11 protein-coding genes and 2 pseudogenes are annotated in these 12,686 nt (G+C 54.5%); 8 read left to right on the top strand and 5 right to left on the bottom strand.

All coding sequences use genetic code 11. The features are described 5' to 3' along the window. Positions 1-75: 75 nt before the first annotated feature. From ACNPN0_RS07780 to ACNPN0_RS07770, 3 genes are all read right to left on the bottom strand, one after another. Entirely contained in the window at positions 76-1,638 is a 1,563-nt protein-coding gene (locus tag ACNPN0_RS07780) for a hypothetical protein (RefSeq protein WP_448938058.1), read from the bottom strand. A gap of 99 nt (positions 1,639-1,737) precedes the next feature. Next, entirely contained in the window at positions 1,738-1,929 is a 192-nt protein-coding gene (locus ACNPN0_RS07775) for a hypothetical protein (RefSeq protein ID WP_448938059.1), read from the bottom strand. A gap of 472 nt (positions 1,930-2,401) precedes the next feature. Beyond that, a protein-coding gene (locus tag ACNPN0_RS07770; RefSeq protein ID WP_448938060.1) for an IS3 family transposase occupies positions 2,402-3,879 on the bottom strand; the annotation gives its coding sequence in 2 pieces (ribosomal slippage) (positions 2,402-3,489 and positions 3,489-3,879; 1,479 coding nt in all). Here ACNPN0_RS07770 and ACNPN0_RS07765 point away from each other — a divergent pair. After that, positions 3,863-4,774 (top strand): amidase domain-containing protein, encoded by a 912-nt coding sequence (locus tag ACNPN0_RS07765; RefSeq protein ID WP_448938061.1) that lies wholly within the window; start codon positions 3,863-3,865, stop codon positions 4,772-4,774. The two genes, ACNPN0_RS07770 and ACNPN0_RS07765, sit on opposite strands and share 17 nt — an antisense overlap. Positions 4,775-5,327: 553 nt before the next feature. Here the strand turns inward: ACNPN0_RS07765 and ACNPN0_RS07760 are convergent. Next, positions 5,328-5,990, bottom strand: coding sequence for an HAD family hydrolase (locus ACNPN0_RS07760; RefSeq protein WP_448938062.1), 663 nt, complete (start codon positions 5,988-5,990; stop codon positions 5,328-5,330). A 117-nt stretch (positions 5,991-6,107) separates the two neighbouring features. On the opposite strand from ACNPN0_RS07760, the gene ACNPN0_RS07755 reads away from it, so the two are divergent. The 7 genes and pseudogenes from ACNPN0_RS07755 to ACNPN0_RS07725 all read left to right on the top strand — a co-directional run. Beyond that, positions 6,108-7,862, top strand: coding sequence for an IS30 family transposase (locus tag ACNPN0_RS07755; RefSeq protein WP_448938063.1), 1,755 nt, complete (start codon positions 6,108-6,110; stop codon positions 7,860-7,862). A gap of 344 nt (positions 7,863-8,206) precedes the next feature. Then, on the top strand, positions 8,207-8,902 hold the full coding sequence (locus tag ACNPN0_RS07750) for an SDR family NAD(P)-dependent oxidoreductase (RefSeq protein ID WP_448938064.1): 696 nt from the start codon (positions 8,207-8,209) through the stop codon (positions 8,900-8,902). Positions 8,903-9,173: 271 nt separating this feature from the next. Continuing rightward, complete coding sequence (locus ACNPN0_RS07745; protein WP_448938065.1) at positions 9,174-9,302, top strand: hypothetical protein; 129 nt, start codon at positions 9,174-9,176, stop codon at positions 9,300-9,302. A gap of 3 nt (positions 9,303-9,305) precedes the next feature. Then, positions 9,306-9,626, top strand: a pseudogene (locus tag ACNPN0_RS07740) (DUF1016 N-terminal domain-containing protein); the annotation flags it as partial. Between the two features lie 437 nt (positions 9,627-10,063). Beyond that, positions 10,064-10,672 carry a hypothetical protein gene (locus ACNPN0_RS07735; protein ID WP_448938066.1) on the top strand — a complete coding sequence of 203 codons (609 nt, stop codon included), beginning with the start codon at positions 10,064-10,066 and terminating at the stop codon, positions 10,670-10,672. Continuing rightward, entirely contained in the window at positions 10,669-11,109 is a 441-nt protein-coding gene (locus tag ACNPN0_RS07730) for a hypothetical protein (protein WP_448938067.1), read from the top strand. The genes ACNPN0_RS07735 and ACNPN0_RS07730 overlap by 4 nt, the downstream gene beginning before the upstream one ends. Positions 11,110-11,263: 154 nt before the next feature. Further along, positions 11,264-11,581 (top strand): annotated as a pseudogene (locus ACNPN0_RS07725) (helix-turn-helix domain-containing protein); the annotation flags it as partial. A 720-nt stretch (positions 11,582-12,301) separates the two neighbouring features. Here the strand turns inward: ACNPN0_RS07725 and ACNPN0_RS07720 are convergent. Beyond that, a partial coding sequence (locus ACNPN0_RS07720) for a GT-D fold domain-containing glycosyltransferase (protein ID WP_448938876.1) occupies positions 12,302-12,686 on the bottom strand: 385 nt, incomplete at its 5' end.

The following is a 12,686-nucleotide window of genomic DNA, read 5'->3' as shown; positions in this document are numbered from 1 at the left end:
CCAACGACCGTTAGAACCCAAGGCCGGAGCAGGGGGCACTGATTGGCGGCTAGCGGACGAAAGATCGGTATGGCCCTACTTGATTTTCAGCGAGTGCTTCACCGTAGCAGTTTTGTAACCGTCCTTCGTGCCAGTGGCGCGCACCTCGATGGTTTTACCCTTGTCGGCTTTGGTTAGCTTGTAAGATTTACCGGTCACGCCCTTCAGGAGTTTGCCGGAGCGATACCACTGAAATGACACCTTGGTGCCCTTCGTCCACTTGCCCAGGTCAGCGTCGTAGGCGATCTTCTGGGTGTAGCCTACTTTTCGGGTTCCTGTGGTGTAGAGCTTCGGCGTGGACAGCTTTCGCAGCGACGGCTTGATCGCGGCCGATGACATTGTCTTGGTGTTGTAACCATTGAGCTTCCCCGTCACGTTGACGGTCACCTTGGTGCCGGCATCAGCGCTCACCGTTGCGTAGGACGCTTTGGTGGCACCCTTTATGGGTTTTCCATTGCGCATCCATTGATAGTTCAATGCCGTTTTCGGAGTCCAGGTTCCAGCCTTGGCCTTCAGCGTGCTCAAAACGTAGGTTGGATTGCCAGCGAGTGCCGGGCTGCTGATTTTAGGCGTCGGCGCTTTGAACGTGCCCTTGGCTATCGTGACCGGGGTGCTGAGCTTCACCGAGGGATTCTTGTCGTAGACGTAGGAATCAACCTGGGTGGTAACCCTTGCCTGCAGCTTCTTGCCGATGCCAGCTAGCTTCGGCTTGTAAGTATCATCGGTGGCTCCAGCAATCGCCTTGCCGTCCAGCAGCCACTGGATCGAGGTGGTGGCACGGCCGGACTGCAAGAAGTAGTCCTTACCATGAACATAATCGGCTTTCGCGGTTGAACCGTACGCTGCACCGCTTACTTTTGGCGCAGGCTTGTTCGGCACTCCCAGCTCAATCCGAACGCTGTCGGAGTACCGGTAGCGCACCGTGCCATCAGGGAAGGTCGTCTTGGTGCCGAGGGTGACGTCCTTACCGTAGAAGTTCGGGTCGTTTAGGGTGAGAGTAGTGCCTTCACGGTCTGGATAGCCGCCATACCACTTGTATTCGGTGACTGATCCGGCGCCGGATTTGATTGATCCGGTCAAGGTTTCCCCGATGCGCGCGACGCCCTTGACCACCGGCTTGTTGTCGACTGGGTGCGTTGGGTCCTCAACGAGAATGTTGGGCAGCTTGAAGGTGGCCTCAGCCATGTTCTCGTCGTAAGCGGTGACCTCAAAGCCTGAGTAGGACTTGTATGGCAGGTCATCGACATAGAACTCCCACGTGCCCGTATAGGTGTTCTTGGCGTAGTCCATGGTGAGAACTGGCTGGTTGCGCCCGGTGGTGTATCCACCGGGGATGCCCCCATCAGGTGATTCGATGGAAATCCCTCGCATATGTGCCGAGCTGGTCCCTCTGGCTGTTGCCGTGACGGTGAACTTGGAGTTCGGTCGCACCGAGGTAGGGACTTTGAATGACACGAGTTCGGGTTTGCTGTATTCGACGTCGTCCGTAGCTTCGGTGCTAGCTGTCAGTACAGTGGTCGCAACGGCAGGTGCGACAGTTCCGCAGGCTAGTGCTGTTGCCAGCACCGCACCTACCGCAGAGGTCAGGATCCTAGACATTTTGCCCCATTCGAGTGATTACCAGTCGATCATAGCTGATCCTTGACGGCCCCAGAGTGGCAGGCACAAAACCAACTCGTAAGCAGCGCAGTGCGCGTGTCAGTCATGGGTTCCATCGAGTAGCGCGATAGTTTCTTCTGGCAGTTCGTCGTACGGGTCGTAGTCTTCGGGCGCCCCGTATCCTTCTTTGGTGTGCTGCTTATTCTTCCTGGTCCACAAGTCGGTTATCAGCTTGCGCGGGCTGTTCAGATTCTCGCCGTTCTCCGTGTTTCGGGTTGTTTCCTGCAACACTACCGGCAAAGCTAATGTCAGCTGATCACGGCGTCGATGGATGTCACGTCTAGGGCGGATTCGTAGTAGGCGTTTTCGACGGCCTCAGGATCGCTGTTGGATACCTGCTGTATGGTCAGCATGTCCCGTGGATCGCCGGTCCATTGAGTACGCCATTCGCATTGGCTGCAACAGGTGCGTTGCGGTACCCGAAATTGCCGTTTATACCGTTGGTCTTCTGGTCGTTTGCGTTGGTGGAGAGCACATCGCGCCCCTGATTGCTCAAATGTGCCATGTAGTTGCCTGCCTCGGTAAGCGAGATCGAATGTTCTGACTGTCGAGGATGCGCGGATCGGCGGGGTGAGGCTGAGTGGTGGGGCCCCGGAAAGTAGTCCAGTGGCTATGTGAGTACTCGTGTCCGACAATGGACACAGGGGGAACCACAGGAAAATGGCACGTCGGAAATTTTCAAGTCAAGTGAGGCCAATGAGTGTTAAACAGCTTGCATTTCTTGTCCTTCCAACCGCTTCACCGGCTCATTGATCCACGCCGCTTCGGGCATCTGAAGCTTCTTCGGCAACCTGCGCCGTCCAAAACGCTCAGGATGCTCATCCCAAGCCTTCTGCAATGCAGCCAACCTCTGGTCATCAACATGCCCAGTCATCCCGAAATGAACATCAGCAGGCGTATGGAATCCAATCCCCGAATGGCGATGGTGCCCGTTATAAGCCTGAACAAACCGGTCCATGAAAGCCCTGGCATCAACCAGTGATCCAAACCGCTGCGGGAATGCCGGAAGATACTTCAAGGTCTTGAACCAAGCCTCACCGAACGGGTTGTCATTGCTGATCTTCGGCCGCGAATGCGATTCGAGCACGTCCAAGTCCGCCAACAAAGCCGCCACGGGTTTCGAAGTCATCGAGGTGCCGCGGTCGGCATGCACAACTTTCGGCACCTGGTCATTGGCGAACACCCCGGCAATGAAATCACGCGCCAGCTCCCCGGATTCACGAGCATGGACCTGGCAACCGACGATATAGCGCGAATAGATATCAATCATCACGTACGCGTCGAAATACACGCCCTTCGCCGGGCCAGCGAGCTTAGTGATATCCCAAGTGAACACCTCTCCAGGCTGATACGCGACCAGCTCGGGGACCTTTCGTGCTGGAAGACGGGCCTGTCGGCGGCGTTCAGCCACTTGCTTCGCCCGTCGCAGCAACCGATACATGCTCGATACCGAGCACAGATATGTCCCTTCAGACAGCAGCGTGGCGTGGATCTGCTCTGGGGCTTGGTCCACGAATCGCTCGCTGTTCAGCGTTGCCAGAATCGTGGTTTCTTCCTGCGCGGTGAGCTTGTTCGCTGGCGCCGGGCGAGGAGCGGTAGCCCGCAGTGCTCGCCCTGCGCGGGCAGCGTTTTGGCGGCGGTTCATCGTCGCCCTGCTGACCCCGGCCAGCGCGCTGGCCTGACGTGTTGATACCCCGCCGGTGACCAGTTGCTCATAAGCGTGGGACAGGAGGTCCTGAGCTGCTACTTGGAATCCGCGCTCTTCGAGATTTGTTCCAAGAGCGCGTGTGCTTTTCCCATGATCTCCAACGCGGTTTGGGTGGTTGCAAGCTTCTGCTCGTTGGCCGCGAGTTGCTTTTTCAGGCGGGCGATTTCCGCTTGTTCCTTGCTCAGCCGGCTACCGGACCGGGCGGGGAGGCTGGTGTTGGTTGACTCTTCGAGGACTCCGGCGTCGCGCAGCCTGCGCCATTCAACGATCTGCGAGGAATACAAGGCGTTGGCACGCAGGAAGCCTCGGCCCTCGCCGGTTTGGATCGCTTGTTCGTAGCCGTCGAGGTAAGCCAGTTTCTGGGCTGGGCTGATGCTCCTGCGGCGGGGCTGTTCTGGGCGCGGGTCGGTGGAGTCCATGGCTCCATTCTCCGGCATGTTCCCCGGGGTGGAGTGGATGGAATCGATGCTCATGATGGCGGTTGTACCTGTTCTCGCCCTGTCTGAGGGGAGGTTTACTTGCTATGAATCAGTGGTCTCACTCCAGCCTGACAGACAGGGCAATGGATACTCTGGCCCGTCTTCTTGGACAGATGAACATCTGTTGACCTTGGAGAAAGGTAGTGAAGGTTGGGCTGTCGTTGCTGACGAAGTGGTTCCTTATGAAGTGAGCAGCCTGGCTGCCGATGAGAGCGACCCTACCCCCGAGCCAGGGGAAATTCCGGTGTCTCCTGATCTGAAGTCGGATGATGATAAGCCCCGCATTCCTATTGAAGACATTTTTCAACCAGGTGGTGGAACAATCGGAGTACCAGCCGCAGGATACTCAATGCAGAACAGCATTAATGTTCAAAAGTTCGTCTCGTACGCGATTAGCCGCACTTCCGGAAGCTACGCAAAAGACGGCACGGCCTATGTCAACGGTACATATCCGAAGTACGACAACAACTGCTCCAATTTCGTTTCTCAGGTGCTGGATCAAGCGGGATGGTACCTGACCGGAGGCAATTCTACTCAGGTTCACGAAAAGACGAAGTGGACGTTCAACCTTGCCGGTATTGCAGGGGCAACAAGAACTTGGTCGAAGTCCAGCAATCTCTATTCTTATGCGCTGAACACCGGTAGGTACAAGTTCCTATCGAACATCTGGAATGCACGTTCAGGAGACTTGATCTTTGTAGATTGGGATCCAAATGGTTACCCAGACGGGTACATTGATCACGTAATGGCTGTCACAGGACGAGCAAACTATGCCCCAAGAATTTCACAAAAGTCATCGAACCGCTCGAATATTTCCCTCGAAACAACGGTAGCCTTAGCCAAGCAGCAGGGTAAGAAATACACCTGGTACGGACTGGATCTACGGTAGAAAGCGGTCAGAATGAGCGATCTGTGGAATAGTCAGCCGCTCTCTTTTTGGGTCCTCGCTGGAGTGTGCGGAATTGGGTTGCTTTCAGTCGGGCCGCTACTTTGGTCTTTCTCTAAGTCGAATCGCGGGGGCAAAACACTCGCGGTTGTGGGGACGCTTCTCATTGCAGCTTCTCTAGTGGTGTTGGCATACCCTGTCACCATTAATGGTGCGATGTGCGGTCGGGGAGCTGGTGCTACAGGCTGGGTTAATCCTCCTTCCTATGGTGGATACGAATGCAGGGACGCACAGTGGAGGGTGTTTTGGGCTGGAATGGCGTTGCTCTTACTGGGGGTTGGATCGTCAGTGGTTTCACTATTTCCCCATTTCAAAGCTCGTTCACGTGATTCTTCGTTGAATCACTAAGCAGTTAGTTTCCGCTACCTTTACGAGAACCGCTGCGGTGATTGGAATTCCTAGAGGGATGCTCATTACCGCAGCGGTTTTTTCTGTTGGTTTGTTTCAATGTGTAATAACCGAAAACGGTCGTTATTGAACACCCCGCATTATTCCCTCAGCCTTTCAGATTCATCGAGTTGCTACGCACAACAAACTGCGCGTCCTGACGTTGAACCAGCACATTTTCCAGGCTGTTCACTACATAATCAGCATCCGACAGTTCTTCGGCTTTATGCGAGGTTGCAACCGCCAAAACGGTAGCTCCTGCTGCCTTCCCAGCGCGGATACCAGCCGGCGCATCTTCAATTACCAAGGACCGAGACGGGCTAACGCCTAACTTCCTTGCCGCAAGTAGGTACCCCTGCGGATCTGGTTTACCTTGCGATACATCTTCGGCACTGATGAACACTTCCGGCGACGGCAATCCGGCAGCAGCCAGACGGGCACGCATGAGACGTGCCCCGCCCGAAGTCACCACACCCCACCCGCTCATACCTAGCTCCCGGAGCATGGAAAGAACCCCGGGTAGCGCAACAACGCCTTCCAGGTCTTCAAGCTCCATTTTGTCTAGGACGCTGCAAGCCGCCGCGACTTGCTCCTCTGGCAAGAGTGTGGAAATCATATCCTCGGTGCGCCGACCATGACTTTCAGCGATGATACGAGCAGCATCGAACCCATAATTTTCAGCCCAAGCCCGCCACGTCCGCTCTACAGCCGGAGTTGAATCAACCAAGGTTCCGTCAATGTCGAGCAATAGAGCGCCTACATATAGTTCCATTTGCCCAGCATACCTACTGCCCTTTTGCACGATGCATAAACCACCGTTTTTGGTGTCCCGTATATGGCCCGCGGGAATCTATCGATCGAAGCAACACCTACTTCAAGGTGATTCGATATGTATTTGAGCTCTTCTTCTCCAACAGGCATCAGGTTTTTGACCTCGATTAAGCATGGGAATGGTCTCAAGCCTTCCGCCCGCGCGGCTGGTGTCCACCAAGAGGTTGGATACCGCTGGTTACGTGAAAGCTATCTGGGATTCCGCCGCGAAGGAAAGAATCCGGCCGAGGCAACGGAGGCGCTGGGGTTCATCACCTCCAGGCTCCCGGCGTGGGAGGCGGCAGTGGAAGGGGCCTCGGGCCGCCATCATCTTCGGGTGAGCGTCGAAGGCGAAGCCACATTCTGGGAGGCCTTTGATGCTGGCAAAGATCTTGCTCAGTCAGCTCGTGTGGCCGGCGTTGGCCGCTCGACCGGGTATCCGTGGCTGCAGGTACGTTTCGACCAGTTCCGGGACCAGAAAGTCACATTGAAGCGTTGCCAGTCCAGGCTGCGGCTGACGGATCAGCGCTGCCAGGCCCTGGAACGAGACCGCCTCGCACGACTGGCAACACAGCGAAATGCGTCTGCCGCAGCTCAACATGCCGCAGTCTTGTCGTCAGGGCGCTACGCGGACCAGGTGTTGGCTTCAACGGTGTCTGAGGCGAAACAGCGCCGTGCTGACCGGGACACGAAATACTGGCAGCTGATGCGTGAGGGCAAAAGCAACGCTGAGGCATGCAGACTTCTGGGTATGCACAGACGAACAGGCACGGTACTGCGGCAAGTCAGCAATTTCCAGATTCCCTCTCTCAAACCGGCGCCGGAACCGGCGGGCCGATATCTACAGTCCCGTGAACGGCTGCAGATAGCCGACCTGCTGGAACTGGGGCATTCCCTGCGTTCAGTGGCCCGGGAACTGGGCCGTCAACCCTCCACCATCAAACGAGAATTGGACCGTCATCGGGACAGCGAAGGTCGCTATCTGCCCCGCACGGCCGATCACGACGCCAAAGTGCAGCGCGCACGGCCGAAGACCCACAAACTCGCCTCGAATCCACGGCTGCGCGGGCTCGTGCAACGCAAACTCAATCGCTGCTGGTCCCCGGATGAAATCTGTGGATGGATGAAGAAGACCTACCCTGAGGACCTCACGCTGCGGCTCTGTCCGGAGACGATCTACCGGGCCCTGCTGCTGCGCGATGGCCAAGGCATAAACAAGCGTTACGCCGCCAAATTGCGGACCGGTCGAAGGATCCGCAAAACCCGTTGGCGTAACCGGACTGGGCAAGGTTCACGGATCCGCAATATGACCATGATCGACCAGCGGCCGGCCGAGGTTGAAACACGGTTGGAAGCTGGCCATTGGGAGGGAGACCTAGTGATCGGAGTCGGCTCCGTTTCAGCAATGGTGACTTTACGAGAGCGCAAGACTCAGTATGGCATCGTCGTTAATCTGCCCCATGACCACACCGCTTCAAGTGTGAACGCGGCCATCATCGGGGCGTTCGCGAAGCTCCCGCCTGCCATGAAACGAACACTGACATGGGACCAAGGAGTGGAGCTGGCCTCGCATGAGGACCTCACTCAAAAAACCGGTGTGCCAGTGTATTTCGCTGAGCGCTCCAGCCCCTGGCAACGCGGCGCGAACGAGAACTTCAACGGTCTTCTTCGCCAGTATTTCCCCAAGGGTACCAACCTCGCTGTTCACAGCACCCAGCACGTTGCAAACGTCATGCGCGAACTCAACACGCGTCCACGGAAGACCATGGACTACGACACCCCAGCAGCACGATTCAGTACCGAACGCAAAGCATCAAGTACGGTTATGAGGTAGCCTCGAAATTTCGGGATAACGACCCCAATTTCATTCAATTGTTGCGTCGACCGATAGAATCCGCCGCACCTTCACCGGGCATTTTCTCGGGCGGGGTATATGGGAATCTGAAATGTTTGAAAACTCGGAGTTTCAAAAATTAGCCGAGTCAAGAACACGTATGTCCCGTATGACGACCGTCTTACGGGACACCTACAGACAGCTGCTCGAAACGGCGCGTTCGGTAAGCCAAGTCAGAATATTTGGGTGTAATTGGCATAGTCGTTAAAACTTGACGACCCTAAATACGTAATTCAAAGCTTCATGAATCCAAGTTGCGCCTAACGACATGTCAAGATCAGTAGATGAATATTGCTAATACCGATCGCGTAGCTATCGTTACTGGTGCAACTGGTGGCCTTGGAACACATCTGGTTTCCCAATTGTTGAAGCGGGGATACCGAGTGATTGCGATTGGTCGGTCAAAGGAGAAACTGTCTAAGTTGCCGGAGCAAGTAATACCTGTCAAATGGGACATGTCCGCCCATTCCGAGGTACCCGGTAACCTTCTCAAATTGCAACGGGTGGATGTGCTTGTTCAAAACGCTGGCATGGGTGACGTGGCCGCGATAGTTTCAATGTCTTCTGACCTGTGGGACAAAATGTTCGAAGTCAATGTTTCGGCACCGGCTAAGTTAGCTTCGGCCCTTCTACCCGGGCTTCGTGCTGCACGAGGACACGGGATATTTATCAATGCTGCTCCGAAAGTGTCCGGTGTTCCAAATTGGTCAGCCTATGTTGCCAGCAAGGCTGCGCTCCGGGAGTTTGCTGATTCTTTGCGTGAGGAGGAATCACGCAACGGCATCCGCGTCACCTCGATTTACCCCAAGGGGACGGCCACTCCGATGCTGGAAAAGGTTCGCGAATCGTTCGGCGCTTCTTACGATTCCAATTTTGAAATCAAGCCGGAGTCTATGGCAACGATGATCCTGTCAGTGCTAGATCATCCTGCTGACGCATACGCTCGCGAACTCTCTGTCGGAAAGCCAGGCGCTTCCTAGCGTTTGCAAAGTCTCACGACCAAGCAATAAAATACGCCGAATACGCATAATCAGAAACGATTACGGTTTGTCAACCCAACAGCGTGCGATGGAGTCCCAATAGGGGTTCCGCTTACGGGACACCAAAAACGAACGATACTGACACAGTGATAGCTACGCCCCGAAATATTGTGCCCTGCATTGTGTGACGTAACGGACGCGGCGCATTAATTGTCCAGTTGGTGACTGGATAATCTCGAAGAGTCGCATCTTCAGCATTTAGGGTTGGTATATGTCCCAAATCGAGCGCGATCTTCCTGCTGAATATTCCTATGCTTTATTGACCTTGAAAGAGCTGATCCACGAGGCTCAGCATCGCGCCCAGCGGATGGTCAATACGGCCATGGTTGAGCTGTACTGAAATATTGGGCGAATCATTCTTGATCTTCAGGCCGGTCAGCCGTGGGGGAGCAAAGTGTTTGACAGGATCGCGCGGGATCTGCGATCTGAGTTCCCCCATATGAAGGGGTTCTCTAGAACGAACCTCTACAATATGCGAGCATTTGACGAAGCGTGGAGTGATGAGGAGTCAATTGTCCAGTCGGCAACTGGACAATTGGGCTGGACGCACAATGTGGCGCTTCTTAATAAGATCAGTGATCGGGAACTACGTCAGTGGTATGCACGCCGTGCTGTTCAGCATGGTTGGTCTGTGGCGGTACTCGAGCACCAAATTCGTACTCGACTGCATACGCGCGAAGGCGCCGCTCCTAACAATCTTGAATCTTGCTTGCCCACACAGGGTAGTGACTTGGCTAGGGAAATAGCCAAGGATCCTCTTATCTTTGATTTCTTGCTCGACATGTACTTGTCGTCCGGTAGATTCTTGGATCACGGTGATGACGCGGTAGTCGGTGAGGATCAACAGAATCGACGCGGCGTCGATTGGCCCGGTATCCCCAGATACACGGCTCGTAGTTCCTCGCAGATGATTTTGTTTTAGTCGACATCCATCTTCGTAGAGGAGCTGCAAGCCTTACTCATATTGGGGTCACCACGATAAAACTCGAAGAGCCTCGAAACTTAGTAACAATTCAACTTAAATCCACAGGTAATCTATAAATTTACCTAAACTGGCGATACCCGTTTATAAATTTTAACTGGAAGAATAAGAGATAATTCATGTCAATGCGACGCGCGTCCAGCATGCTACTAGGGCTCACACTAAGCATGTGCTTAGCGTTTACTTTTGCCCCTGTTGCCTCAGCCCACGCATCCAGCCAAGAGAAGAATATAGAAAAAAACTCAGTAGTAATAGAGCGTGAATCTCTCAAAATTGTTGCGGTAGCAGCGCCTCAGCCAGTTTTACTTTCTACGTCTGGCAAGACTGAACTGAACAAACCCATCACTACAACGGACCAGCAACTAGCACAGCCAGCTATTGCACCGGTAATTGCCTGGGCCCTACGCTTGGTCATCCAGCGGGGTATACCTTATGCAATCAAGATTGCGGGTCGCACCGCATTGCAGAAGGCTTTCCGGCAAAACCTCCTGGCCCAAAACAGCAATAAGTGGCACCATATCTTCCAAGCGAAACACCAATGGGGAAAGGTTGGCGCTCATGGGAACCGTTCTAAAACCGCCGACCTTCTCTCCAAGGCAGCAACCAAGGGTAAGCTCCACAAAAGCGATAAGTTATCTTATGAGTATCGTTGGGTTTACAAGGGTAATACTATTGTTGCTAAAGTTTCGAAAAATACCGGTCAGATTTCTGACGGATGGGTTAAATGAAGATGAAGAATGTTGAACTTCTAGATTCAATAGAGTCTGGTCTTATAACCGAAGCAGTTTCCATTGCGATTCGTTCTCAGCCAGAAGTATTGCTTGATGGTTTGGACTATCATCGAATAAGTGACCACACAGAGCCTTACTGGGCGTTTGCAAAAACATGGATTCAGGCGGCTGCAGCTCTTGACAAGCCTGTAATTGCCAGATGGGTGGTTGACCTGACCGCGGCAGAGTTCGCTTACCTGGAAATCCAGCCAGAAGCTGCTGCCCTGTTGGTGAACTCAGTTCAAGAAGCCAAGGATTTCCTCGCCAGCCTGATAGAAGATGTATCGGTTCTTTCAGACAATCCTGATGCAGGTTTGTCCAAGATCCAAGTGCGAGAGCTGAACAGCGCAGCCACCGCGCTTAAGCAACTGCCTATTCCAGGTGCGAACGTCTAGACCGATCAGGTCAACAAGGTTCCAATAACGGTTTTGCAATCGGGGCAAGTGTCATTGCATCCCTGATGCTTCAGGGGATGCAATGACCCTCCCTCGTTTATTCAGCCCACCCAACGGCACAAAACCGAGTGGGTGGGCTGATGAACTGAAAAGTGTGAAAAATGATCCAGTTGAACCGACGATACGCCTTGCCATCTCCCGATGGCCAGACGACGCACCCAGAGGCGCTGTAACCGCGTTCTGCACCGAACACGAAATCAGCCGCAAAACCTTCTATCAAATCCTGGAACGAACCCGCACCGAAGGCCAAACCGCGGCGTTGGAGCCACGCTCCCGACGCCCGAAATCCTCACCGAACACCACCAGCGAAGCGATCAAAGACCAAGCTGTGGCCATGCGCCTAGCCTTGGAAAAGTCAGGGTGGGACCACGGACCGATCAGCGTGCACGACCACATGGCCAAGCTAGGCATGCAAAATCGCTGGCCTCTTCCATGGGTACTTCTCTGACACTGAGGCAGTTTCCATGGATAGCTCGCTCTGGGCTGCCGCTCTTCATGATTTGCAGCTCGCCTCTGAGTACGAGACCTGGTCAGGGGCTCTTACCAAAGCCTTGGCTACGCGACTTGACCCCGTCGCGGCATCAATTGCAGCACATTGCCTTGATGGCTTCCTGCTGCGCTGCGCGCTGCGAGATCGTCCACCGAGTTACGAAGAACTCTTAGCGATCTGCCGGCGCCTAGTGTCTACCGACACAAGCACAGGCGCATAAGGGCCAATCCATCCTTGCCCACTCGCGCATGGAACAACGCTCGGGCGGTTTCACCCCGAGCCCCCGAAGCTGGCGCGGATTTCCACTCTTGAATTCACTCTCGATGATCCGCCTAGCGGGACTTGCGAGCACCTCCTGTTGCAATGACCGACAGAATCCGCCAAACCCATTTCCGGATCGTAGTTCTGTCCAGCATTAGCAGGTTTGGTGCAAAGGTCGAGCATGTGATGTGGAGCAGTGAACCTTAAATTCCAAAAGTTAGTTCGGATCCCCACTTTAACTGTAAGTCTCGGTGAGAGCGCAAGTGCGATCCGTTGTCCTCAAGCCAGTTCGATTTATGCGTGGAATTGGATGGCGTTCCAGTGAATGCAAAGGAGGAACGCACTGCTTTACGGAGGCGGCATTTGGGGCAACGGTGCGGGCTATTTGCGTAGTTGCCGCGTTGCGGGAGTATGTTCCGGACGTGCGTGGCCTTGCACCACGTTGAGGTAGCTGCTGCTCAAATGGCCAATATCAAGAGCTCGGATCCCGCGTTCGGAGAGTTTTTTGGCCAAGACGGTTCCGGCCGGGCCCAGGGAAATGATGGCAAGGTCCGGATTCTTTTCCAGGGTCTCCGAGACAACTCGTTCCAGGTCGGTAAATGCGTCCTTGGGAGTTGAATGGATAAAGTCTGCGGTTTTCAGGTTATCGAAAAGTTCCGGGACCAAATCAAACCGTGAGCCCTCGCCGGTGATGATGACGGCATCTTTCCGGTCCCAGACTTTGCGCCATAGCTCTACTGCTTCCTGGCCTAGGACTTCAAACACT

This window comes from Glutamicibacter sp. AGC84 (genome assembly GCF_053543575.1).
Note: the sequence above shows the minus strand (reverse complement) of the source record. Positions and strands in the feature narration are given on the sequence as shown.

Coding starts and splice junctions, on each gene's coding strand:
- ACNPN0_RS07730 (WP_448938067.1), top strand. CDS start 10,669: ATGAAGATGAAGAATGTTGAACTTCTAGATTCAATAGAGTCTGGTCTT.
- ACNPN0_RS07735 (WP_448938066.1), top strand. CDS start 10,064: ATGTCAATGCGACGCGCGTCCAGCATGCTACTAGGGCTCACACTAAGC.
- ACNPN0_RS07745 (WP_448938065.1), top strand. CDS start 9,174: ATGTCCCAAATCGAGCGCGATCTTCCTGCTGAATATTCCTATGCTTTA.
- ACNPN0_RS07780 (WP_448938058.1), bottom strand. CDS start 1,638: ATGTCTAGGATCCTGACCTCTGCGGTAGGTGCGGTGCTGGCAACAGCA.
- ACNPN0_RS07755 (WP_448938063.1), top strand. CDS start 6,108: ATGTATTTGAGCTCTTCTTCTCCAACAGGCATCAGGTTTTTGACCTCG.
- ACNPN0_RS07750 (WP_448938064.1), top strand. CDS start 8,207: ATGAATATTGCTAATACCGATCGCGTAGCTATCGTTACTGGTGCAACT.
- ACNPN0_RS07760 (WP_448938062.1), bottom strand. CDS start 5,990: ATGGAACTATATGTAGGCGCTCTATTGCTCGACATTGACGGAACCTTG.
- ACNPN0_RS07765 (WP_448938061.1), top strand. CDS start 3,863: ATGGAATCGATGCTCATGATGGCGGTTGTACCTGTTCTCGCCCTGTCT.